A 22,751-nucleotide genomic window follows, 5' to 3' on the forward strand; every position below is an offset into this window, starting at 1 on the left:
TTAAATCCCGTGACTTTGAGCCTGTCTGCTGCTAAATCTCATCGCCAACCTTGGCCCGGACTGATAGAAGCCTATCGTCAATACTTGCCTGTGAGCGAAACAACGCCGGTTGTTACTCTTTTGGAGGGAAACACACCCCTAATACCAGTGCCGGCGATCGCAGAACGCATTGGCAGACAAGTACGTGTATTTGTCAAATACGACGGTCTTAATCCCACCGGCAGTTTCAAAGATCGGGGGATGACTATGGCAATTTCCAAGGCTAAGGAAGCAGGGGCAAAAGCAGTAATCTGTGCCAGCACTGGCAATACTTCAGCCGCCGCCGCCGCTTATGCCAGGCGTGGAGGGATGAATGCTTTTGTGCTAATTCCCGACGGCTATGTGGCATTAGGTAAGCTAGCTCAAGCATTAGTCTACGGGGCAGAAGTATTGGCAATTCAAGGTAATTTTGACCAAGCCCTAGAAATTGTTCGGGAGATGGCCGAAACGTATCCTGTAACTTTGGTGAATTCGGTCAATCCCTACCGTCTCGAAGGACAGAAAACAGCAGCTTTTGAAATCGTCGATGTCCTGGGTGATGCCCCAGACTGGCTATGTATCCCTGTGGGTAATGCGGGAAATATAACAGCATATTGGATGGGATTTTGTCAATATCATCAAGCAAGAAAGTGCGATCGCTTACCTAAGATGATGGGATTCCAAGCCGCAGGTGCAGCCCCCTTAGTTCACGGTCAGCCAGTGGCGAATCCCGAAACCATAGCCACAGCAATTCGCATTGGTAACCCTGCTAGCTGGGAATTGGCGATCGCTGCTCAATCTGCCAGTCAAGGGAAATTCCACGCCGTTACCGACGCGGAGATTCTAGAAGCTTATCGACTTTTGGCAGCATCAGAAGGCATCTTCTGCGAACCTGCAAGCGCCGCTTCTGTCGCTGGGTTATTGCAGGTAAAAGACCAAATTCCTTCAGGAGCCACAGTAGTTTGCGTCCTCACAGGTAATGGCTTAAAAGACCCAGATACAGCCATCAAACACAATCACAGTCAATTTAAACAAGGCATCGCGGCAGAACTCGGAGCAGTAGCCAAGGCAATGGGATTTTAATTGGGTATTGGGCATGGGGCAAAAGAGTGCTGAGTTAGGAGTTAGTATTAATCTCTCCTTTGCCCCTCTGCCCCCCTGCTCGCTCCCGTGTCAGGCTATCAATAGCATCACCCAAGGCAGTAGTCAGACTTTTGCGGGTTTGGGCGTGATTGTCTTGCTCAGTTTTCAAGGCTTGCAAGAGGCGATCGCGTTCTTTGATCGCAGCAATGAGTTTGGCTTGTAAATCTTCTACAGACTTTAGTTGTTCTATTTCTTGTTCGATAGCTGGGACTGTCGTAGCAGCGAGCGTTTCTGCCTCAATACCTTGGAGTTGATGCAAATCTGCTTTGAGAGAAGCGATCGCTTGCTGGGATAATTGGACATCTGTACGTCGTTGTTCTGCCTCTGTGTTATAAAGCTTACGCCATTTTTGGGCACTCTCCCAAGCAGCATCGCGATCGTGTTGAAGTTCCACCATCTGCTCCTTGAGTGTCTGAATTTCTGTCAACCACTGTTGTGTTAAATCTTGATTCATAAACAAATAGTCAAGTGTCAATAGCTATTATTCTGCTCTGTTAAATTCCTTGATGTCTCTATTTACAGCAATTTTCAGGTAAGGGACTTCCAAATAAAAAAATATCCACCCTACAATATTGGATAATTTATTTCTTGGAGTTCCCTAGGGACTGGGGACTGGGCATTGGTGTCAACTTACAGTAGTTTTCGATTAATCGCAAATTGTGCCGACCTAGTTAAGCTATCGTTACCAATATCAGAATTTTCGTTAAAATACTCAATAAAATTAGGCTGGTTATGCTGGCGATCGCTTTACCTGCGTATGCCAATATCATTTGAGTTGTGAATTGCTGTAATTATGCTGAAGCCTCGTTTTATCCGCTTCTTTCGTCACCTCAATTGGCGCACGCTGAAAAAAACCTTCGCCAGGACAATCGAAAGACGACTTTTGGGACTTGCCTCAGAAATTGCTTTCAACGCCATGTTATCTTTGTTTCCAGCGATTCTGGCTCTAATCACAGCTATTGGTTTATTGGCAGAATCTTTACAAAATACTTTTAGACAACTAGCAGTACAACTAAGTCAAGTTTTACCTGATGAAGCTTTGGTTCTCATTCGTGATTTTGCCACTAAAGAAATTACCAATTCTAAAAACACTGGTTTATTTTCTTTGAGCTTTATATTAGCAATTTGGACTGCTTCTGGCGCGGTGAGTACTGCAATGACAGCCCTCGACCAAATCCATCAAATCCCTCCAGAAAAGATCCGCCCTTTTTGGAAAGCCAAGCTTGTTTCTCTGGGATTAACAGTCGGTACTATGTTGCTTTTGGTATTAGCTTCCTTCTCAGTTTTTACCAGCGATTGGCTGTTAGTAATGGTAGTAAGTGAAAATGCCTCTTTAGTCTTCTTGTTTGATATTTGGCATCTGTTACGCTGGCCTTTAGTTTTAAGTATTGTAGCTTTCGCATTTGGGTTTGTCTATCGCTACGGTCCGAGTGCATGGAACCCAGGTACGCCAATGATGCCTGGAGCAATTTTAGCAGCAGTTTTCTGGGCTATATTATCTTCTCTATTTCGGCTTTATGTGGCAAACTTTGGGAATTATAATAAAGTCTATGGTGCAGTGGGAGCTGTGATAGTTTTAATGCTTTGGTTGTCCATGAGCGCTGCTGTTCTATTAATCGGCGACCAGTTGAATGTAATTGTTGGCGAGGATATGCGCTCAAAAGCACAGTCACAATCTGCGGAAAAATATTAAAAAATATTAATTAGTAAATCCCTGAAAAAAAACTTTGGCAAAGGGTCTATAGGGGAGTAAAATGTCTAACGATTCAATACAAATAAGCGATCGCTTTCATGCCTGATTCATCTTTTCGGTCTTCGATGATTGAACCTGATACCAAAGCACCTACCTTAAAGCGCCTACGTCAAATGAGTCGGTTGCTGGATAATCTGATCACTATTCCCGGAACCAAAGTTGGTATTGGTCTAGATCCAATTATAGGACTTATACCAATTGGTGGTGATTTTTTGGGAATCATGTTTTCTAGCTACATCATCTTAGAAGCAGCGCGGCTCGGTGTATCTAGGGCGACTTTAGGTAGAATGGTTTTGAATGTCATAATTGATGGCTTGGTAGGCGCTGTCCCAATTTTGGGAGACTTTTTTGATGTTGCCTGGACAGCTAATAATTATAATATCAAGCTATTGGAAGAACACTTAAAATTTCCCAGCCAGCAAAAGAGTGCAGACAAGTGGTTTATCATTGCCGTTTTTGTTGGTTTATTGCTAATATCCATTGTCTTAGTAGCATTACCTGTGATACTAATTAGAATTCTGTGGAACGCCTTAACTGGCGGTTAAATTATTGATTGATAACGGAATGAAAGATTGGTGGCAAGCCACTTTTCCCAAAGGTCGGCAAAGTTTGGTGATTAGTGATGTTCATGGGTATCCTGTACGAATTGCTTATGGCGAAAAAGGTAGAGGTAAACCGCTGATTTTATTACATGGTATGGGTAGTTGGAGCTATAACTGGCGGCATAGCATAGCACCATTATCTAAACATTACCGAGTAATTTGTTTTGATGCCAAAGGATTTGGTTTTTCAGAAAAACCATTATCTCGTAGAGAAAATAATGGTCATCAAGTTATTGAATTTAAAAGAGTTATTCAGGCATTATGTGATGAACCTGCGGTGATTGTCGCAGAATCTTTGGGGGGATTAGTTGCTCTTGCCCTTGCTCAAGAAAATCCCCAATTAATTGGGCGGTTGATAGTAGTAAACGTACCGGTTTTTACCGAACATTTACCCCATTGGGCAATGTGGTTACTTGCCAAAACGCCTTTAGAAATAATGCAAACAATAGACTCGTTGCGTCTGGTATATCTGTTTGCACCTATATTTAAAGAAATTATGGCAATAGAAAGACGTAGAGTGCTATTTGATCCGTCAATTTTGACCCAGGAAGATGTTTATTGGATAACCTACCCATTTATTGAATCACCTGGTGCGATCGCCAAAGTCGCCGAAGAGTTACAAATAGCAGCAGGGGAAATTGAAAATTGGCAAGCAAATAAGCCAAATATGCTCACCAAAATTCAAAATAATCTGAGTAATATTAAGTGTCCTACACTAGTTTTGTGGGGCGAACAAGATAGTTGGTTTCCTGCAAGTCACGGTGAAAAATTGCATCAGCGTATATCTAACTCCAAATTCAAAATGTTGTCTAATTGCTATCACGATGCTTCAACCGGTGCTTTTGAAGTGCTGAATGCAGCAATTTTGGAATTTTTACGAGACACTGATTTTTGCTAACTAAATAAAAAAAGAGTGGGAGGAAGCATATCACTTAGCTTTCAGACTCCCACTCTATCATTTACTGCTGAAGCGAACAGGAATGCATACAGATGTTGCCTATGATTTAGGGGGCTAATACGTACTTCAACAACAACGCCCATATACATTTAATATTCCTGTTGCAGCAAATGTCAAACTTGATTATTGATATTTATCTGCGAAGAAAACTTTTATCGGAATAATTCTTTCTTTGAGATAACTAAGTCGGTGCAATTAAAGCTAACTCGCTAAGGCTGTCATTTGTCTTTTGTCATTATTAAGGGTTTTCAACGGTTAATGTTTAGTCACATAATTTAGTTTATTCCTACCGACTTACCTAGTTTTTTCTGTGAAAATCAAATAGTAACTAGTGCTATATTCAAAAGAATTTACTTGCTTGGTAGTCCCTGATAACAACACCCTTGAAGTCGTTTATCTTTTATAATTTAGCTTTGTTAATCATAATCTGGTTGCCATTTTGGCAGATTTTTAAGTTTCCTAATTTATCAAATTTAAGGTTCTTCAGCACTTGTTATGCTAAATTGTTAGCCAAAAAGCTTAATAAATAAAAATAATCGTATCAGCTATTGAGAAAAAACTTTGACCTAATTGACTTATAAAGCATATTTGTTGTTAGCTGTAATTACAAGAGAAATATTTTTTTGTGTATTTACAGTCATGAATAGGAAACAAAATATTAAAATCCTAACAGCGCTTCTTGATTTAAAAGATGTGAAAGTTATATCTCATCGGATTCATGAGGGGATAGGAATGATTTTACAAACTGAATCAACAAAATCATACAGTAATTGTCCTCGCTGTGGTACAAAAAGCCATAGATTACATCAAAATCATCGATACGTTGTTAAAGACTTACCTTTTGGAGAAAAGCCAGTATTTTTAGAAATAAATAGGAGACAATTCAAATGTGAAAAATGTGAAAAACCGTTTAGTGAAAAGCTAGATTTTGTAAGTAAGAAAAGAACTTATACAAAACGGCTAGCAGACAAGATAATACAAGATGTTGTAGAAAATGATATTCATAGTGTAGCAAATAAAGGGATAGTGACAACAGAAGAAATAGAAAGAATGTTAAAAGATGCCTCAGAAAAATTATCTGATAACAAACCTGATTTTATAAAAAGGCTTGGAATTGATGAAATAGCTCTAGTTAAAGGCAAGGGTAATTACTGTGCAGTATTAATAGATTTAGATACATCTAAATTAATAACTTTGTTAAGTGGGCGCACACAAGAGGTAGTAAAGAAAACCCTTATAGAGTGGGGAACTGAGGTTTTAGCACGAATTGAGGAAGTGAGTATAGATTTGTGGGTAGGTTACAAAAATGTAGTAACAGAATTAATGCCCAATGCTCAAGTAGTAGCAGATAGATTTCATGTGATGACACAAATCAATAAAGAACTAGATACACAAAGAAAACAAGAGAAGCGGAATCTAGAAGAATTAGTTAAAAAAGCGCAATCATTATCAAAAAAATCTAAGTACGAAAAAGTATTGTCGGGACTAAAAAATAGTAAATACGTTTTATTGAAAAATGAGTCAGACTTAAATGAAGAGCAGATAAACAAACTTTATCAAGTGAAAAATTTATCTCCTATTCTCAAAGAAATGCATGAATTAAAAGAAAAAATTAGAAAGATTTTCAATAAGACAGATAACTGGTATCCGGGAGTTTTTAAACTCGGGATGTGGTTAGCAAAAGCTAAAAAATATTTTCCCAAGAGTAACAATACTATTATCCGTTGGTTTGATGAGATTATTGCTTACTTTGATAATGGGACAACTAGTGGTGTTGTGGAAGGCATTAATAACAAACTTAAGCTAATTAAACGTTCCGGCTATGGATTTAGAAACTTTGATAATTTCCGAGTTAGATGCTTGTTAAATTGGCATTTAAACTATTAGTTAAGCATATTATGTACTGAAGAACCAAATTTAATAACTTAACGCGCTTACATATTGTAGGATTGGACGTGAAAATCGTTATTAGTCATTAATCCTTTGTAAAGACAAATGATAGCCTTTACAACAAATTCATCTATTGCCTTTAGAAAAGTGCCATATGGCAAACCTAAATAATAAGATTCCTGACTTCTTCAAGAAATCAGGAATCTTAATCACCCTAATTAAAAAAGTATTAATTTAACAGTTTTTTACCTTACAGTACTCTTAATAATGGCGTAAAACAGCAGATAATGAACTATCTTTACGAAGATCCATCAAATCTGCTAAAGATTCTGTGCCCTTATCTAGATGGTGCTTGTGTTCTGCTGGTAGAACTGTTACCAAATGTTTTGTTTTAGATGGTATTTGCATTAAAGGCGTCAGTTGTCGCTGTGGCACAAAAATTGGTTGGTTTTTGGGAAGGAGTGGTTCCAATTTTGTGTAGCGGGCTTCTGCCAAGCGTACCTGATGGCGGTTGATCTGTTTTGGTACTTTTTTCGGTTGCTTTGGACGGTTGAGCATTCGGAACACAATCCAGCAACCACTACCACAACTGAGGGCGATCGCAGCTACCATCCATAAAGGTGTAGGATTACTATTCTCAGAGGGCGGATTGATTGGTTCTTCAACGATAACCGGGGTTTGTTCTGGTTCTTCTTGTGCTACCTGCCCAGGGTTACCTAAGCTATACAAGGCGAAAGCACCACCTCCCAGAAACATGGCTAAAAACCCAGTTAACAATAGCAAAGGATGATGTGCAACCAAATATATCAGACCATTTGAGCTTTTTCTTAATCTCGATTTTCTGTTTGTCAGCTCGGGAGTGGCCCCTATTAGTTGGGTTGGCTCGTGCTGTACACTCTGACTTTTTTCCATGATTACTTTCAGATTTGTACCCCTCTAGTCCATAAATTGTACTGGAGGAGTCAAGCATCAGGTATCCGTAACAAAATTTCCGATTTAAGTAACTTTTTTGTAAAACAGAGGCTACTAAATCTGATTAAATTTTGCCGAAATTCTGTATTTATAGCTACTTTTTACCCTAATAATCAGGAAATAAATTCGCTTATTTTCTCTCTCAATTTGGAGAATGTCTTTCAATAGCAAGTTGAATTAATCGATCGACTAATTCGGGAAAAGGAACTCCACTATACTCCCAAAGTTGAGGATACATACTAGTTGCAGTGAATCCTGGTAAGGTGTTGATTTCGTTAATCAAAACTTCTTCTGTGGCTTCTACATAGAAAAAATCTACCCTAGCTAACCCTGCGGCATCAACAGCTGCAAAAGCTTGCAAAGCCATGTCCTGAATTTTACGGGCGATCGCATCTGGAATCCGTGCTGGTATCAGTAAATCTGCTCGACCTTCAGTATATTTAGTTTCATAATCATAAAAATCACTATCATATGTAATCTCTCCAATGACAGAGGCCTGAGGTTGGTCGTTACCTAAAACGGCACACTCAACTTCCCTGGCGACAACACCAGCTTCTACAATTAGCCTTCGGTCATAACTGGCAGCATTATCTAAAGCAACTTCTAATTCTTGGCGCGATCGCACTTTCGCAATACCCACTGATGAACCCAAATTAGCAGGTTTCACAAAAGCAGGATAACCTAACGTTGCCTCAATTTCATCACACAATTTCGGAAACACACAAGGATTAGACCAAACTTGCGCTCTCGTTATCGCCTTGTATTTCACCTGTGGTAGTCCCGCTTGTTCAAAGGCAATTTTCATGGCGATTTTATCCATCCCCATCGCCGAACCTAACACCCCAGAACCGACAAAAGGTACTTGCATCAAGGTGAGTAAGCCTTGAATTGTCCCGTCTTCACCGTTGGGGCCGTGGAGAATGGGAAACCAAACATCTACTTCCGCAACTTGAGAGGGAGATTGCCATTTACTAAGGGTTTGGGTTGGAAGATTGGATGTCAAATGTCCTTCAGAAGTCGATTCTTGGGATTCCAGTAGGGGGATACCGGTTCCTAAAACCTTTTGGGGTGCTTCCCCTGCTAGCCAACGTCCATCTTTTTGGATGTAAAAAGGCAATATTTCGTACTTACTAGCATTTTGCTCTGCACTTAGGGCTTTAGCGATTGCCCCTGCTGACTTGATGGAAACTTCATGCTCTCCCGAACGACCGCCAAACAACAACCCCACCCGCAGCTTAGTCATTTTCAGTACCTCCACACTCCTCAAGCAGATAGCGTATCACAACCTACAAAAATTGCCATATTTTTCCATACTATTGTGTCTTCCAACTCTTGGAGATTTTTTGATCGCGGTTAACCTGCTGCTTTTAATAAGCAACTGTCACTTTCTGAGAAACTTAAAAAGACGGACTGTTTTGCAACCACACATAAGGATTGTTTCACCTTTAGCAATCCTGTTAGAATGCATCGATGTCAAAAAAGCAACATCTCTTAAACAAAAAACCTGGTTGGTCTTTGGATGAGCGAGATCCAAAGTTCATCGAATCTCTAATGCCCTTGTTTGACTTTTTGTATCACTACTATTTCCGAGTTCAAACTAGTGGCTGGGAGCATATTCCACCCCAGGAAAAAGTCTTATTTGTCGGTTCGCACAATGGGGGACTCGCGGCTCCCGATATGACGATGATGATGTACGACTGGTTCCGACGCTTTGGTGTAGAGAGACCAGTTTATGGTTTGATGCATCCCAAAGCTTGGCAGGTTAGCCCACCATTAGCGGAAATCGTGGCTAAGGCTGGAGCAATTATCGCCCATCCGAAAATGGCTTACACTGCCTTGCGTTCTGGAGCCAGTGTACTAGTTTACCCAGGCGGCGCTGAAGATGTCTTTCGACCCCATCATTTGCGTGACAAAATTTATTTGGTGGGACGGCAAGGATTTATCAAATTAGCCTTGCGGGAAAATGTGCCAATTGTGCCTGTGATTTCTTGGGGTGCCCACGATACGCTGATTGTGCTTGCTGACTGCTACAAAATTGTGCAGCAACTCCACGACTGGGGGATACCTTGGCTGTTTGGGATTGACCCAGAAGTTTTTCCGATTTATCTCGGATTACCTTGGGGATTAGCAATTGGTCCCTTGCCAAATATTCCCTTACCTGTGAGAATCTACACGCGGATTTGCCCTGCCATTGTATTTGAACGGTATGGTCGGCAAGCAGCTAGCGATCGCCATTATGTCAATGAATGTTATAAATTAGTTGTTAACCAGATGCAGCAAGAGTTAGACCAATTGGTTAAACTTAGTACAGAGTCATAAGGAACTTCAAAATTTTTTTGGAGTATCAATTCAAAACTAAAATCCCGTCAACATATCTTGTTTCCTGCCTTGACACAAAGACACAGGCTTAGGGGAGACACAGGATATTTATTTGTGAGGCTCCCAATTTTCAACAATTGGGAGCCTCACAAATAAGGGACTTCCAACTAAAAAAATTATCCCATCGTTTCGGTGAGCAGGAGAAGCAGGGGAAGTTGGCGTTGCAGAGGAGGAAGGATCTAACGATCGTCTTCTCTCCCAAAATTGAATAATTTAATTTCTGGAAGTCCCTAAACACAAATTGTTGCAAGTCTAAAATAGGTAAGTCTTAACTAGATGACATGAATTTATCTCAACTTCATTTTACTTGTCACTGTACAAAGTTCCTCGGTCGTGGCTTTTTTTGCATTCACCTTAAACCATTTATTGACCCTTCATTTTGTCCCGCTTTACACTCCTACCTCAGTTTGGAAAAGGCAGTATTAACAACTTCGTAGTCTTCACCAATGAAAAATAAAAGATCGCGCTCTTTATCAATTTTTATCATCTGAGTTAAACTTCCGGAAGGTTTGTCCTTAAAATATCTTGGATTATCAAGTTGGTCGTAGTAATCAATAATATCTTGGTCGCCGGGTAGCCAATCTATCAAATCTTTTGCGATCTTTTCATACTCACTCTTCAGGAAATAAATCCTTGTCTTCGACATTATCCATTTACCGTTCCATTGTAAATAAGCATCAACAGTAAGGGAAGGAAATAAGCGTAAGAGGTGTTTTTTCAAGTCTTCATGAGCGCGATCGTCGTTCGAGGCGTTATAGATAAGAATGTTGCTATTTTCTGGAAGTGAAATAGGCCGGGTTGATGTTATTGGAGTAATAGTAGATGGGGTTGATGTTATTGGAGTAATAGTAGATGGGGTTGATGTTATTGGAGTAATAGTAGATGGGGTTGATGGCCTTGTAGAAGCAAAATTGAGTAACAGACCTATAGTTAAAAGGAATAAACCAATAGGAAGTGTCCATTGCCTTTGACTGGGATCAATCTCTATGAATCCTCCAATTTTATTGGCAAATCTCAAAAGTATAAAAAATATTCCCGCAAGAATCAATATAAGAGGTATTGGTGTAGTTTGAACTATTTTCAACAAATCTAACATAGTATTTTCCTTGATGTCTTAAGCAGGACTTTATCCATTTTTTCAACAAAGGCTTCATTCTGGAGTTGGGACTAAGCAACAAAAAACGACCCAGCAACGCTGAGTTGAAAAGAAACAGACTTCAGGCATGAAAATCTACAATACTAAGCAGATTCTGGTTTTTATTTGCTAGGTTTAGTTGTAGTTTTTTTGACTGTGGGATAGCAAGTTCTCCGTTGTCGTGGTTGTCCAGTCTTCCAGCCTAGAGACTTTCTACGAAGTTTAGACGGACAATTAGGAGTACCAATCACCGCGAAAATGCTGCCATCAGTTACCACACTCAAAAACAAGCGTCATTATTTAAATTACTACAAAAGGGGAATGAAAGAGCTGCCGACGGCAGCCCCTTGATTCCCCTTCAAAATGATTATCATTATTGTTAATGGAATAGTTTATCTTCTGGAAGTCCCTTACAGCATGGATAAAAAATTTGCTGATTTTCCTACACCACATTTAAATAAGCATTATTTAACCATTGCTGTATTAAACAATCATGAGTAATTAGGTTGTTAACTCATAATCACCCGCTACTAAATTTTTTAACTCCCCAGGCCGGATTCGAACCAGCGACCAATCGATTAACAGTCGATCGCTCTACCACTGAGCTACTGAGGATCACCCACGATTTATAATGTTAAGGCTAATTCATTGATTTGGCAAGTACTTTTGCCAAGATTTTTTTTTAAAGACGATTAATTATAAAATTTTTCCAGCCAAAACCCATTCTGGAACTTAAGTCCAGACTTTTGGATACCAAATATCTACTGTAATCCCATTCGTAGTTCAGCCAGCCGCTGCCGCGCTTTGGCATCGATCGCATTGGCTAAAAATCTACTTTTAGATTGTTTCCGTGTATGATACTTTTGTCGCATCCGACAAACAGTGGTTTCCACCTCACCACAGAGTTGTTGCGCCGACAACCATTCAGCCCCATATCCCTGCACCATCAATTGCTGCGCTCGATCTGATGTGGCAACAATCACACGAGAAATTAAACATTGAGCTATTTGCTGGCGAAAAGATGCACAAGACTTTTCAATATAAGTATCTGCTGTTTGCCCAAAATCAGTGTAGTAAACAGATAAAAGCTCTGTAATTACTTCTTTATTACTAGAAGAATTTTGATATTGGGCATCAAAAACTATTTGAGTTTCATAACCTTGAAATGCACTGTAACCAGTCATTGCTTCCACAAGTTCGCCGCGTGCAGCCTCTAGTCCAGCGCTATCACGGGTTTTTTTCAGGCAAGGCCAAGCACCTATTATATTGTAGCCGTCCACTAACAAAACGGCTTGGAGTAAGGAACGGGGCATGGTTTTTAATCACAATTTTCTAGAGTTAACAAAATTCATTCATAAGTTTTATAATAATTGATGCATTGTCTGTAACACTATGTTACACAAAACAAAAAATGCGGTAGCTTCACAAAACTCACCTTAGGACAGAGGCATTAATACTAATTCAAAATTAAGAAAACCTGATTTAATCTGCGTTTCCAGTTTTGTATCTGTCACATTCTTTTTTGTAAAATTGGTATAAATGAAAACGCACCTTTTCTAAAAAGGTGCGTTTTATATAGTGCTGAGTTAAGAGTTACTCAGCACTCAATCAGAAGCTTCGGTGTGTACTTGCATCAGACGTTGTTTTAGGCGTTCGGGTTCACCCCTATCCACAACAGAACCTTTTTCTAGTAAAAAAGCGCCGTCACAGTAATTTAACTCGTCTAATCGATGAGTCACCCACAGAGCTGTAATACCTCGACTTTTGACGAGGCGACGGACACCTGCAACTAAATCCAGCTGGCTATCTGGATCTAATAAGGCAGTGGGTTCATCTAATAGTAAGACTTCACAGCGACGGGCGATCGCACCAGCGATCGCTACTCGTTGTTTCTGTCCTCCGGAGAGCGCATAGATAGGACGCCGTTGTAGGGTAAGCAAATTCACTGCCCCTAGCGCCTCCTCAACCCTTGCGATGACAGCAGCAGGTAGCAATTTTTCTTCCACCAATCCGAAAGCCACATCAGCGCCAACAGTCGGCATTACTAGTTGATGATCTGGATTTTGGAAGACAAAGCCAACAGGATGCAAAACTCCAATTTCGCCAGACTCAGGAGCTAATAGCCCCGCCAGCAGCCTCAGTAACGTTGATTTACCACTGCCATTTGTACCCAAGAGCATCCAAAACTCACCCTTGGGAACTTCTAAAGAGCAAGATTTGATAACTTTCTCTCCATTAGGCCAGCTGAAGTTTAAATTTTTGACTTCGATGCCCACTTGAGACATTTGTCAACCTTGGTTACTCAGCAGCTACAGCGAAAAAGCCAGGTGGTCTGGCACCACCTGGGGTTGTACCATCTTTTTGAACAATCTGCACCCCAGAAATTTCACTAGCACGGACAGCGATTTTTTTCTCTGTCTTGCCCTCGCACTTGAGTTCCACAATGTCAGGGTTACCAGAACGTATTGCTGCCAAAATTAGCTGATAGACAGCCTCAGCATCCTCTGCTGACTTACGTTGTACAGAGATTGGGAAAGCAGTGTTTCTGATGCTTAAATCGATGGTAAACATTTAGCAATAATCAAATTTAACTGTAGGACTCATTTTAGCGTCAGCTGAATGATTCTAGGGAAATGGACATTGGGCAAAAGAGTCCTGAGTTATGAGTTAGGAGTTAGTTTTATCTCCTCTACCCCTCATCTCCCTCATCCCCCTCACTCCCCACTGCCCACCTTATCTATATCTAAAATTAATTTTTATGACAAATCCCCTAGAAAAATTAGAGATTTTCACTTAATATGATTAAAGGTTCGTAAAAAATTGTAAACTTGGTTAACAACCCGGTAAACTTTCTGCATATAGAGAAGCTCCTAAAGAGCTATCTATAATACAGATAGAATCTGTACTTATAAACATTTGGAGATTTGCTCTAATGACCATCGCAGTTGGACGCGCGCCCAGTAGAGGGTGGTTTGACGTTCTAGACGACTGGCTCAAGCGCGATCGCTTCGTATTCGTAGGTTGGTCGGGGATACTACTATTTCCCTGCGCCTTCCTAGCACTAGGCGGTTGGCTGACCGGGACAACCTTCGTCACCTCCTGGTACACCCACGGATTAGCCTCCTCGTACCTAGAAGGGTGTAACTTCTTAACAGTGGCAGTATCCACCCCCGCAGACAGTTTAGGACACTCGCTATTGCTGTTGTGGGGACCAGAAGCTCAAGGCGACCTCACCCGTTGGTTCCAATTAGGAGGATTGTGGCCATTTGTCGCCCTCCACGGAGCCTTCGGTTTGATCGGGTTCATGTTGCGGCAATTTGAAATTGCCCGGCTAGTAGGGATTCGTCCTTACAACGCCTTAGCATTTTCAGCCCCGATCGCGGTATTCGTCAGTGTATTCCTGATGTACCCCTTAGGACAATCATCTTGGTTCTTTGCACCCAGCTTTGGTGTAGCGGGAATCTTCCGGTTTATTCTGTTTGTGCAAGGGTTCCATAACTTCACCCTCAACCCCTTCCACATGATGGGTGTAGCAGGAGTGTTGGGTGGTGCGCTGCTGTGTGCGATTCACGGAGCCACCGTGGAAAACACCTTGTTTGAAGACGGTGACGGTGCTAACACCTTCCGAGCATTCAATCCCACCCAATCAGAAGAAACCTATTCAATGGTGACTGCAAACCGTTTCTGGTCACAGATTTTCGGCATTGCCTTCTCAAACAAGCGCTGGTTGCACTTCTTCATGTTGTTTGTGCCAGTTACAGGTTTATGGATGGCAGCAGTCGGTATTGTCGGCTTGGCACTCAACCTGCGGGCTTATGATTTCGTCTCCCAAGAATTGCGGGCGGCGGAAGACCCAGAGTTTGAAACTTTCTATACCAAAAACATTTTGCTTAACGAGGGTATCCGCGCTTGGATGGCTCCTCAAGATCAAATCCACGAACAATTTGTATTCCCTGAGGAAGTTCTACCTCGCGGTAATGCTCTCTAATAACAAAAGCCGACCTACCAGAACCTAAATAACAATTGTGGTTCGTGGTAATTGACAACACCAAAATTAAATAATCTCCTTGGCATCAGCCAAGAAGGTGTTAATATTCACCATTCTCCAGTCATCTCCCACCAAAAAGCGGGAGATTTTTTTTGTATTTATGGTTAATATCTCGGAATTTATATGTTATGTTAGATGAAGGTTATAAACCCAGAGCAAAGCGCTCTGCCCTTTTGAGATTAAGACCGCTTAGGCAACAAGGAGGTGATGCCCATGATAGAAAGTAGTAAAAGCATGGGTCATCAGGTTGCAGTTAGCCGGCTGTGCGTCGGAGCTGTTCTCTAAAAGTTAGCCTTAGTCATCTTGAGAGACTAAGTTAGCTCAAGTAGCTAGGCAAGCTCGGAGTTCCTTCCGGCAGTCTGGTTGCAACCTGAAGACCCGCTAGACCGCTCTGACTTAGATCTCCCGATCTAAATCAGAGCGGATAGTTTTTTATGGGTGATTTTTGTTTGCTTAATAACTGCTTTTGAAAGTTTAGATGGCCATGTCTGGGTTACGCAAACTCAACGCGTTAGAGTCTCTTCAAAGCTTAAATTAATAAAGTATCAACCTGACATCCTTCTATGTGGGGAATCAAAGAAGTTTGGTTTAATGATATTGAAGATCTAACCAAACGTAATAATGAGGAATTTTGCAATATGGCACAACTACTAAGTGAAGCGGAAATTCGAGAACAGGCCAAGGTTCTTTCCGGTTGGACAGTTGAAGGATCAAAGTTGCAGACCACTCGAAAATTAAAGGATTTTATCGAAGCAATTGAGTTTGTCAATAAGTTGGTGGAACCTGCGGAGTCATCAGGACATCATCCAGATATAGAGATCTCTTACAACAAAGTCACGATTACAGTGACAACACATGATGCTGGTGGGCTGACGCAGAATGATTTTGATCTGGCTGGGGTGATTTCCGAAATTCAGTAAGAATTTCTCCTGATATCTTTTACTAGTGGACTTTAGCGCAAGTTTGTCTACCTTTGACAAGAGGCTTAAGGGACTTGTCTATATGGGTAATTAAGATGGTAGTTGGATTTGTGGGGTCTTGCGTTTGTTCTAACAACACTAGGTAAACTTCGTTTATATTACAAATTCTCTGTAATTTCTCATTCTCAGAGCTAGATGTAACATTTGATTTCTGCTGACGATCTACTAAGTATCTAAAGCTTTCAAAAATTTACCTAAGTAGAGATTAGGGAATGCCTCAAACCCTACTCCTTACTTAGATATATAAATGGCTTATGTGTGACAGTTACTAAGGCGTCGCTCGAATCTTGCGATCTGAATTAGATGTTTTATAATATTTTGATATAAAGATGTGTTTTTGCATAAGTTAATCACATCAATTTTTAACTGTAAGTTAATCGTTTATTAGCTTTGCAAAAACTAAAATTGTAGTAGAGGCAATTATGCCTCATCCACAGGTTTCATTGAGATGTCGCATTTTTGAAAATTAGGTGCAACAGACCCAATTATCTATACATGGTGTGAGGAGTAAGAAAAGATGTCTAATCTCTTGTGGAAATCCTTAGTGGTTAGCCCAGCAGTTTTGGGAGCAACATTGTTAGTTTCGACAACAGCAATTGCGGCTCCAAACACAACCACTGAAGTATCACCAGCCAAACAACCAGGCGTAGCCGAAGTTGTCCAACAGCCAGAAATATTGGCTCAAACAACGATTGATCAGGTTAATCGTTATAGTAACGAAGGCAACCAAAATAACTCTCAGTCCCAAGTAACATCAGTTTCACAATTTTCTGATGTACAACCCACCGACTGGGCATTCCAAGCACTACAGTCCTTGGTTGAGCGCTATGGTTGTATTGCAGGTTACCCAAATGCTACTTATCGCGGTAACCGTGCTTTGACCCGTTATGAATTTGCCGCTGGTTTAAACGCCTGCTTAGATCGGGTTAACGAATTGATCGCCACAGCAACAGCTGACTTGGTGACTAAGCAAGATTTAGCTACTTTGCAGCGGTTGCAAGAAGAATTTTCCGCAGAGTTGGCAACCCTACGCGGTCGTGTAGATTCCTTAGAAGCACGCACTGCTGAATTAGAAGCCAATCAGTTTTCTACTACTACAAAACTGGCTGGTGAAGCCATTTTTGCCGCTAGTGATGTTTTTGGCGGTAATAATGGTGACAACAACAACACTGTCTTCCAAGATAGGGTACGTTTAGACTTGCAAACCAGCTTTACTGGTAGAGACGTTTTACATACCCGTCTTGCTGCTGGCAATGCACGAAACTTCGCACTAGATGGTAATAATGTTGGTGGCGAAGGCACACAAACATTTCAAGTTGGTGGTGGCGATGGTAACAACAGTGTCAAGATAGATCGTTTGACCTACGAAGTTCCCATTGGACCAGCTCAAGTTTACCTCGCAGCTAGTGGCGGACGGCATAGTCATTATGCATCTGTCAACAACCCTTACTTTTTCGACAAAACTGACGGTGGTAACGGTGCTTTGTCTACCTTTGCTTCTGAAAGTCCCATCTATCGGATTGGTGGCGGTGCAGGTATAGCGCTTAACATACCCCTTGGTAAAGGCGGCGGTATTCTAGGAAATAGCTCTATCACTGCGGGTTACTTGGCATCGCAAGCTAACGATCCTGGTATTAGTGCAGGTCTGACCAACGGCAGCTATGCTGCTTTAGGACAGTTGAACTTTAGTCTTGGCGATCGCGTGGCTTTAGCCGCAACCTATGTCCACGGATATAATGCAGGCGGCGGTTCTTTATTCAACTCTGGTTCTACGTCAAACCAAGATCTTGTTGCAGTAGGTACTGGACAAGCTAACACTCTACTAAATGCAGGTTCCAGCAACTCCTACGGTGTGGAAGCAGCGTTTAGACCCAGCGAAAAACTGTCAATTAGTGGCTTCGTTTCTTACCACGATGTTACTGGTTTTGGCGCAAACGACGATTATACAGCTTGGAGCTATGGTCTTGGGGTAGCGTTACCTGACTTCGGTAAAAAGGGTAACGTCTTAGGTATTTTTGCTGGTGCAGAGCCTTATTCTCGTGGCCGAGCAGCTTTTGCTGGTAGTGGTAGTGATATACCCTATCACTTTGAAGGCTTCTACAAGTATCGTGTCTCAGATAACATCTCAATCACGCCTGGGGTAATTTGGTTGACTTCTCCTGGTCAAAGCAGCAATAACGATGATGCAATCATCGGTACGTTGAGAACAACTTTCACTTTCTAGAGCGTTGAGAATTAATCTGTCGATAATTTAACTTTATTGCTCCCCGCCATTAGGCGGGGCTTTTTGTTGTTCAGTAGTAGGAAAAAAATAAACCCCACTGATTAACCGGAGTATACTAGAAAAGTTAGGGGTAGTGAGTTAAGAATTAAAAACTTCTAACTCTACTAATTTTAGATTTTGGGTCGCATCTAAGTTGCGGTGAGAGCGCAACTTAGAGTTTGGATTGAATCCAAAATCTAAAATCCAAAATTGAATGACTCCTAACTCTTAACTTCTAATTCTTAACTTATTATTGCTTGTGGAACTATCGTGTAAATCTGAATACGCAATTCTGGCGTTACTAGAGATAGCCGCCCATTACGAAAGCGGTGAACCTATGCAAATTCGACAAATTGCAGCAGAACAAAACATACCCGATCGCTATTTGGAACAGCTACTAGCAACCTTGAGACGTGGGGGTATAGTCAAGAGTCAGCGCGGGTCAAAAGGTGGCTATCTATTAACGAGAGAACCTCGAAAAATTATCCTTTTTGAGATTTTAGAATGTTTAGAAGGGTTGGAGATGACGGCGTGTGAAGAAGAGATTAATCCCCAGAAGTTAGACAGTTCGGTTATAGAAGAAATTTGGCAAGAAGCAAGTCGCGCTGCAAACTCAGTGTTACAAAAATATACGCTCCAGGATCTTTGTGAAAAACGAGATTCCCGGCGGCAGCTGGATATGTACTACATTTAGTCAATAGTCATTTGTCATTCCTCATTTGTTGCTTTTAACTAAGCTGTTACGTATACAACTTGCATTATCTGGGCGTTCATGTTGTCCACAACACAATCATATTAAAAAATATTAGTGCAAATTCAAGGCGCAATAGCTTATTAACTAATGACTAATGATTAATAACCCTAATAATTAAGGACTAAATTATGCAAATTGCTCGTAACATTACAGAACTAGTTGGCCGCACCCCCTTAGTACAGTTAAACCGTATTCCCCAAAGTGAAGGATGTGTTGCGGAAATTGTCGTGAAATTAGAAAGTATGAACCCATCGGCATCAGTTAAAGACCGAATTGGGGTAAGTATGATTAATGCCGCAGAGGAGGAGGGGCTGATTACTCCTGGGAAGACAGTATTAGTAGAACCTACGTCTGGAAACACCGGAATTGCCTTAGCAATGGCAGCAGCCGCTAAGGGTTATCGGTTAATTTTAACAATGCCAGAGACCATGAGTGGGGAGCGACGGGCAATGTTGCGAGCTTATGGAGCCGAACTTGAACTAACGCCAGGAATGGAAGGCATGAGTGGGGCAATTGGGCGGGCACAGCAGATAGTTAATAGCACACCACATACCTATATGTTGCAGCAGTTCCGCAATCCAGCCAATGCAAAAGTGCATCGAGAAACTACTGCCGTTGAAATCTGGGAAGATACTGATGGACAAGTAGATATCATTGTCGCAGGAGTGGGTACAGGTGGTACGATCACTGGTGTGGCAGAAGTGATTAAAGCACGCAAACCCAGTGCTAAGGCGATCGCTGTTGAACCAGCCAATAGCCCAGTTTTATCTGGGGGACGGCCAGGGGCACATAAAATCCAGGGAATTGGTGCTGGGTTTATTCCGCAAGTCCTAAAGATAAAATTGATTGATGAAGTAATTACCGTCACCGATGAAGATGCGATCGCTTATAGTCGGCGTTTGGCAAAAGAAGAAGGGCTGCTATCTGGGATTTCCAGTGGAGCAGCTTTATGTGCAGCAATTCGCGTTGCTCAACGTCCAGAAAATCAAGGACGTTTAATTGTGATGATTCAGCCCAGTTTTGGTGAGAGGTATTTAAGTACACCGTTGTTCCAAGATTTAGAGACAAGGTTAGCCGCTAGCATCAGCTAACGATAAATTGAATTAATGGTCAATTCCAAACACGTTTCTAACCATTACGAAACTCTCAAAGTTAGTCAAAATGCAAGCCAAGCGGAGATTAAGCAAGCTTATCGTCGCTTGGTTAAGTTGTTTCATCCCGACAGTAATCAAGAAACAGCTAATCACGAGCAGATTATCCGCATCAATGCAGCTTATGAGGTTTTAGGCGACAACCAAAATCGCCACAATTATGACCAACAACTGCAAGATAACTCTCGAAAATTAGATAGCGATCGCCAACAGCGTACTGCATCAGCGCAAAAGCATTACCAGGCAAGACGAAAAACAGGACGCGATGTTGATGAGCAAGTTGAGGAATGGCTACGCCAAGTATACCAACCAGTAAATCACTTGCTTTGTAATATTCTCTACTCGTTAGAAGAACAAATGGAGCAATTAGCTGCCGATCCCTTTGATGATGAGTTGTTAGATGAATTTCAGGAATATTTACAAGCCTGTCGAGAAGACTTGAAACAAGCACAAATTACTTTTCGCTCCCTGCCAAATCCCCCTAGTTTAGCAAGAACAGCAGCTCATCTCTATTACAGCCTGGAACAAATAGCAGATGGACTCGATGAGTTAGGTTACTTTCCTTTGAACTACGATGAGCGTTATTTGCACACAGGTCAAGAACTATTCCGCATAGCTACGGGATTACACTGTGAGGCACAAGCATCTGTAAGTTAATGGGGATTGGGCATGGGCTAAACAGGTCATTAGTCATTAATTATTCACAAAGGACTAATGACAGAGAAATTAGTTTATGCTGGGAATTGTGAAAGATTAAGAAATTTGAAGTTTTATTTCTACTGTAATCATGGAATGTATTATTAATCGCCGCGCTCAGTTTTCGGCAACTCATCGCTATTGGTTATCAGAACTGAGTGAAGCTGAGAATATTGAAAAATTTGGTCCTAGATCGAAATTTCCCGGACAAGGGCATAACTATGTCTTATTCATCTCCCTTGGCGGAGAATTGGATGAATATGGCATGGTGTTGAATTTGTCGGACGTGAAACATGTAATCAAGCGGGAAGTTACAAGCCAACTGGATTTTTCTTATCTCAATGATGTTTGGCCAGATTTTCAAGAAACTCTACCTACCACTGAGAATATTGCACGGATAATCTGGCAACGGCTAGCACCCCACTTACCTCTAGTCCGCGTCCAATTATTGGAACATTCGCAACTTTGGGCAGATTACACGGGAGAGGGAATGGAAGCCTATCTCACGATAAGTACTCACTTTAGCGCCGCCCACCGCCTAGCTCCTAACATCAGTCCTGAGATATACGGTAAATGCACCCGTACCCACGGACATAACTACCATCTAGAAATCACTGTCAAAGGGAAAATTGACCCACGCACTGGCATGATTGTAGATGTAGATGACCTCAAGCAAGTAGTAGAAGATTATGCAGTGGAGCCATTGGATCACTCCTGTTTAAACAAAGATATTCCTTACTTCGCCGATATTGTTCCGACTACTGAAAATATTTCACTTTACATTAATAATTTACTGTTTTCACCAATTCAGAAATTGGGAGTCGAACTTCACAACGTTAAGTTGTTTGAAAGTCATGAACTTTGGGCAGATTATGTCAAAAACGGAACGGAAACCTATTTCACCGTTAGTAGTTACTTTAGCGCGGCTCATCGCCTTGCTGACCCTGACCTCAGTCATGAAAAAAACACTGAGATTTACGGTAAATGTGCGCGTCCTCATGGGCATGGACACAACTACCACTTAGAAGTCACTGTTAAAGGAGACATTGACCCAACTACCGGTATGATGGTCGATTTAGGTGGTTTAAATCAGATAATAGACAATTATGTGATACAACCTTTCGATCACAGCTTTTTAAACGAAGACATTCCTTACTTTGCCCAAGTTGTACCGACTGCCGAGAATATCGCACTTTACATTAGTAATTTACTGCGATCGCCTATTCAGGAATTGGGATCTAAACTTTACAAAGTAAAACTGATTGAAAGTCCCAATAACTCCTGCGAAATCTACTGCACGGAGTCTGAATCTGATTCAGTCAGTGCGGCGGTGAGTCAGCCAGTATTAGCACCAGTTTAGGTAATTGAAAATTTAGGCATAGGATATAGGGCATTTATATTATCTCCATGCCCCATGCCCAACTAAAAAAATTTACTTACTAAACAGTTGAAACCAGGTAGTAAAGGACTTGTCAATTCATCTTGACTAAATAAAGTAACTGCTAGTTTTAATGCAGCCTGTTGACGACGATAAACTTCAACTTTTTTCTGTATAGAATCGCAAATCCAATATTCTTGAATTCCTTGCACCGAGTAAAGCTTCAGCTTTGTTTCCCTGTCGCGTTTCTCGTTTTTTTCGCCGGGTGACAGAACCTCAACAACTAACTCCGGTGCGCCTGTGAGATGTCCAGCTTCATCTAGCAAGTGTTTTAAGCGTTCATGACTTGCCCACACCACATCAGGGATAACATTGTCAGAATCGGAGAAAATAATTCCAGGGGCGATCGCCGCCTGACCCAAACCAGTTTCATCTGACCAAATCTTAAGAATTGTAGCAATGTTAACGCAGCTCGTTTGATGATCCCAACTAGCTGATTTGGTCACAAATAGTTCTCCATCAATAATCTCATAGCGATTTCGGCGATCGCCAGCAAATAGCTCTAGGTCAGCAGTTGTCCAACGCACTGGAGTTGTTTGCATAGAAAACCCCCTAGCATTTTCTTAAATCA

20 protein-coding genes, 1 tRNA gene and 2 pseudogenes are annotated in these 22,751 nt (G+C 41.4%); 14 read left to right on the top strand and 9 right to left on the bottom strand.

What is annotated here, in order from left to right; translation table 11 throughout:
* The first annotated feature begins 9 nt into the window (after nucleotides 1-9).
* Nucleotides 10-1,101: a threonine synthase gene (gene thrC / locus ACFG4S_RS27395; protein WP_392532077.1), complete on the top strand. Its 1,092-nt coding sequence runs from the start codon at nucleotides 10-12 to the stop codon at nucleotides 1,099-1,101.
* A 34-nt stretch (nucleotides 1,102-1,135) separates the two neighbouring features.
* Here thrC and ACFG4S_RS27400 read toward each other — a convergent pair whose 3' ends face one another.
* Nucleotides 1,136-1,615: a hypothetical protein gene (locus tag ACFG4S_RS27400; RefSeq protein WP_392532078.1), complete on the bottom strand. Its 480-nt coding sequence runs from the start codon at nucleotides 1,613-1,615 to the stop codon at nucleotides 1,136-1,138.
* A gap of 339 nt (nucleotides 1,616-1,954) precedes the next feature.
* On the opposite strand from ACFG4S_RS27400, the gene ACFG4S_RS27405 reads away from it, so the two are divergent.
* From ACFG4S_RS27405 to ACFG4S_RS27420, 4 genes are all read left to right on the top strand, one after another.
* On the top strand, nucleotides 1,955-2,854 hold the full coding sequence (locus ACFG4S_RS27405) for a YihY/virulence factor BrkB family protein (protein ID WP_392532079.1): 900 nt from the start codon (nucleotides 1,955-1,957) through the stop codon (nucleotides 2,852-2,854).
* Between the two features lie 98 nt (nucleotides 2,855-2,952).
* A complete protein-coding gene (locus tag ACFG4S_RS27410; protein WP_392532080.1) occupies nucleotides 2,953-3,459 on the top strand; it encodes a DUF4112 domain-containing protein in 507 nt (168 codons plus the stop codon).
* Between the two features lie 19 nt (nucleotides 3,460-3,478).
* Nucleotides 3,479-4,414 (top strand): alpha/beta fold hydrolase, encoded by a 936-nt coding sequence (locus tag ACFG4S_RS27415; protein WP_392536093.1) that lies wholly within the window; start codon nucleotides 3,479-3,481, stop codon nucleotides 4,412-4,414.
* A gap of 699 nt (nucleotides 4,415-5,113) precedes the next feature.
* Nucleotides 5,114-6,361, top strand: coding sequence for an ISL3 family transposase (locus tag ACFG4S_RS27420; protein WP_392530245.1), 1,248 nt, complete (start codon nucleotides 5,114-5,116; stop codon nucleotides 6,359-6,361).
* A gap of 264 nt (nucleotides 6,362-6,625) precedes the next feature.
* Here the strand turns inward: ACFG4S_RS27420 and ACFG4S_RS27425 are convergent, their stop codons facing one another.
* The gene (locus tag ACFG4S_RS27425; protein ID WP_392532081.1) at nucleotides 6,626-7,165 is read right to left on the bottom strand and encodes a hypothetical protein; all 540 of its coding nucleotides are present in this window, start codon (nucleotides 7,163-7,165) and stop codon (nucleotides 6,626-6,628) included.
* A 313-nt stretch (nucleotides 7,166-7,478) separates the two neighbouring features.
* Nucleotides 7,479-8,579 (bottom strand): D-alanine--D-alanine ligase family protein, encoded by a 1,101-nt coding sequence (locus ACFG4S_RS27430; RefSeq protein WP_392532082.1) that lies wholly within the window; start codon nucleotides 8,577-8,579, stop codon nucleotides 7,479-7,481.
* Nucleotides 8,580-8,806: 227 nt separating this feature from the next.
* Here ACFG4S_RS27430 and ACFG4S_RS27435 point away from each other — a divergent pair, with 227 nt between their 5' ends.
* On the top strand, nucleotides 8,807-9,655 hold the full coding sequence (locus tag ACFG4S_RS27435; RefSeq protein WP_392532083.1) for a lysophospholipid acyltransferase family protein: 849 nt from the start codon (nucleotides 8,807-8,809) through the stop codon (nucleotides 9,653-9,655).
* A 457-nt stretch (nucleotides 9,656-10,112) separates the two neighbouring features.
* On the opposite strand, the gene ACFG4S_RS27440 is transcribed toward ACFG4S_RS27435, so the two are convergent.
* From ACFG4S_RS27440 to ACFG4S_RS27460, 5 genes are all read right to left on the bottom strand, one after another.
* Nucleotides 10,113-10,811, bottom strand: a complete 699-nt coding sequence (locus tag ACFG4S_RS27440; protein WP_392532084.1) for a hypothetical protein — start codon at nucleotides 10,809-10,811, stop codon at nucleotides 10,113-10,115.
* Between the two features lie 582 nt (nucleotides 10,812-11,393).
* Nucleotides 11,394-11,465: transfer RNA gene (locus ACFG4S_RS27445), tRNA-Asn, on the bottom strand.
* A gap of 146 nt (nucleotides 11,466-11,611) precedes the next feature.
* Nucleotides 11,612-12,163 carry an NYN domain-containing protein gene (locus tag ACFG4S_RS27450; protein ID WP_392532085.1) on the bottom strand — a complete coding sequence of 184 codons (552 nt, stop codon included), beginning with the start codon at nucleotides 12,161-12,163 and terminating at the stop codon, nucleotides 11,612-11,614.
* Between the two features lie 291 nt (nucleotides 12,164-12,454).
* Nucleotides 12,455-13,135, bottom strand: coding sequence for an ABC transporter ATP-binding protein (locus tag ACFG4S_RS27455; protein ID WP_392532086.1), 681 nt, complete (start codon nucleotides 13,133-13,135; stop codon nucleotides 12,455-12,457).
* A 13-nt stretch (nucleotides 13,136-13,148) separates the two neighbouring features.
* The gene (locus tag ACFG4S_RS27460) at nucleotides 13,149-13,421 is read right to left on the bottom strand and encodes a hypothetical protein (RefSeq protein ID WP_292720068.1); all 273 of its coding nucleotides are present in this window, start codon (nucleotides 13,419-13,421) and stop codon (nucleotides 13,149-13,151) included.
* Between the two features lie 361 nt (nucleotides 13,422-13,782).
* Between ACFG4S_RS27460 and psbD the strand changes: the two genes are divergently transcribed.
* The 8 genes and pseudogenes from psbD to ACFG4S_RS27500 all read left to right on the top strand — a co-directional run.
* Nucleotides 13,783-14,838, top strand: coding sequence for a photosystem II D2 protein (photosystem q(a) protein) (gene psbD / locus ACFG4S_RS27465; protein WP_392532087.1), 1,056 nt, complete (start codon nucleotides 13,783-13,785; stop codon nucleotides 14,836-14,838).
* 698 nt (nucleotides 14,839-15,536) lie between these two features.
* Nucleotides 15,537-15,818 (top strand): 4a-hydroxytetrahydrobiopterin dehydratase, encoded by a 282-nt coding sequence (locus tag ACFG4S_RS27470; protein ID WP_392536094.1) that lies wholly within the window; start codon nucleotides 15,537-15,539, stop codon nucleotides 15,816-15,818.
* Nucleotides 15,819-16,395: 577 nt separating this feature from the next.
* Nucleotides 16,396-18,102 (top strand): iron uptake porin, encoded by a 1,707-nt coding sequence (locus tag ACFG4S_RS27475; RefSeq protein WP_392532088.1) that lies wholly within the window; start codon nucleotides 16,396-16,398, stop codon nucleotides 18,100-18,102.
* Nucleotides 18,103-18,400: 298 nt separating this feature from the next.
* A complete protein-coding gene (locus tag ACFG4S_RS27480) occupies nucleotides 18,401-18,835 on the top strand; it encodes an RrF2 family transcriptional regulator (protein WP_392532089.1) in 435 nt (144 codons plus the stop codon).
* 188 nt (nucleotides 18,836-19,023) lie between these two features.
* Nucleotides 19,024-19,986: a cysteine synthase A gene (gene cysK, locus ACFG4S_RS27485; protein ID WP_392532090.1), complete on the top strand. Its 963-nt coding sequence runs from the start codon at nucleotides 19,024-19,026 to the stop codon at nucleotides 19,984-19,986.
* 15 nt (nucleotides 19,987-20,001) lie between these two features.
* Nucleotides 20,002-20,703, top strand: coding sequence for a DnaJ domain-containing protein (locus ACFG4S_RS27490; RefSeq protein WP_392532091.1), 702 nt, complete (start codon nucleotides 20,002-20,004; stop codon nucleotides 20,701-20,703).
* A gap of 130 nt (nucleotides 20,704-20,833) precedes the next feature.
* Nucleotides 20,834-21,595, top strand: a pseudogene (locus tag ACFG4S_RS27495) (6-carboxytetrahydropterin synthase); the annotation flags it as partial.
* A 108-nt stretch (nucleotides 21,596-21,703) separates the two neighbouring features.
* Nucleotides 21,704-22,102: pseudogene (locus ACFG4S_RS27500) on the top strand (6-pyruvoyl tetrahydropterin synthase family protein); the annotation flags it as partial.
* A 62-nt stretch (nucleotides 22,103-22,164) separates the two neighbouring features.
* On the opposite strand, the gene ACFG4S_RS27505 reads toward ACFG4S_RS27500, so the two are convergent.
* Nucleotides 22,165-22,722, bottom strand: coding sequence for a Uma2 family endonuclease (locus ACFG4S_RS27505; RefSeq protein WP_392532092.1), 558 nt, complete (start codon nucleotides 22,720-22,722; stop codon nucleotides 22,165-22,167).
* Nucleotides 22,723-22,751: the final 29 nt, after the last annotated feature.

Source organism: Nostoc sp. C117, from assembly GCF_043099735.1.
Classification (GTDB): domain Bacteria; phylum Cyanobacteriota; class Cyanobacteriia; order Cyanobacteriales; family Nostocaceae; genus Nostoc.

What these genes read in the sequence shown, in the direction of transcription:
- ACFG4S_RS27460 (WP_292720068.1), bottom strand. Translation starts at nt 13,421, where the DNA reads ATGTTTACCATCGATTTAAGCATCAGAAACACTGCTTTCCCAATCTCT.
- ACFG4S_RS27440 (WP_392532084.1), bottom strand. Translation starts at nt 10,811, where the DNA reads ATGTTAGATTTGTTGAAAATAGTTCAAACTACACCAATACCTCTTATA.
- ACFG4S_RS27415 (WP_392536093.1), top strand. Translation starts at nt 3,479, where the DNA reads ATGAAAGATTGGTGGCAAGCCACTTTTCCCAAAGGTCGGCAAAGTTTG.
- ACFG4S_RS27405 (WP_392532079.1), top strand. Translation starts at nt 1,955, where the DNA reads ATGCTGAAGCCTCGTTTTATCCGCTTCTTTCGTCACCTCAATTGGCGC.
- ACFG4S_RS27475 (WP_392532088.1), top strand. Translation starts at nt 16,396, where the DNA reads ATGTCTAATCTCTTGTGGAAATCCTTAGTGGTTAGCCCAGCAGTTTTG.
- ACFG4S_RS27505 (WP_392532092.1), bottom strand. Translation starts at nt 22,722, where the DNA reads ATGCAAACAACTCCAGTGCGTTGGACAACTGCTGACCTAGAGCTATTT.
- ACFG4S_RS27450 (WP_392532085.1), bottom strand. Translation starts at nt 12,163, where the DNA reads ATGCCCCGTTCCTTACTCCAAGCCGTTTTGTTAGTGGACGGCTACAAT.
- ACFG4S_RS27430 (WP_392532082.1), bottom strand. Translation starts at nt 8,579, where the DNA reads ATGACTAAGCTGCGGGTGGGGTTGTTGTTTGGCGGTCGTTCGGGAGAG.
- psbD (WP_392532087.1), top strand. Translation starts at nt 13,783, where the DNA reads ATGACCATCGCAGTTGGACGCGCGCCCAGTAGAGGGTGGTTTGACGTT.
- ACFG4S_RS27470 (WP_392536094.1), top strand. Translation starts at nt 15,537, where the DNA reads ATGGCACAACTACTAAGTGAAGCGGAAATTCGAGAACAGGCCAAGGTT.
- ACFG4S_RS27490 (WP_392532091.1), top strand. Translation starts at nt 20,002, where the DNA reads ATGGTCAATTCCAAACACGTTTCTAACCATTACGAAACTCTCAAAGTT.
- ACFG4S_RS27410 (WP_392532080.1), top strand. Translation starts at nt 2,953, where the DNA reads ATGCCTGATTCATCTTTTCGGTCTTCGATGATTGAACCTGATACCAAA.
- ACFG4S_RS27435 (WP_392532083.1), top strand. Translation starts at nt 8,807, where the DNA reads ATGTCAAAAAAGCAACATCTCTTAAACAAAAAACCTGGTTGGTCTTTG.
- ACFG4S_RS27455 (WP_392532086.1), bottom strand. Translation starts at nt 13,135, where the DNA reads ATGTCTCAAGTGGGCATCGAAGTCAAAAATTTAAACTTCAGCTGGCCT.
- cysK (WP_392532090.1), top strand. Translation starts at nt 19,024, where the DNA reads ATGCAAATTGCTCGTAACATTACAGAACTAGTTGGCCGCACCCCCTTA.
- ACFG4S_RS27420 (WP_392530245.1), top strand. Translation starts at nt 5,114, where the DNA reads ATGAATAGGAAACAAAATATTAAAATCCTAACAGCGCTTCTTGATTTA.
- ACFG4S_RS27400 (WP_392532078.1), bottom strand. Translation starts at nt 1,615, where the DNA reads ATGAATCAAGATTTAACACAACAGTGGTTGACAGAAATTCAGACACTC.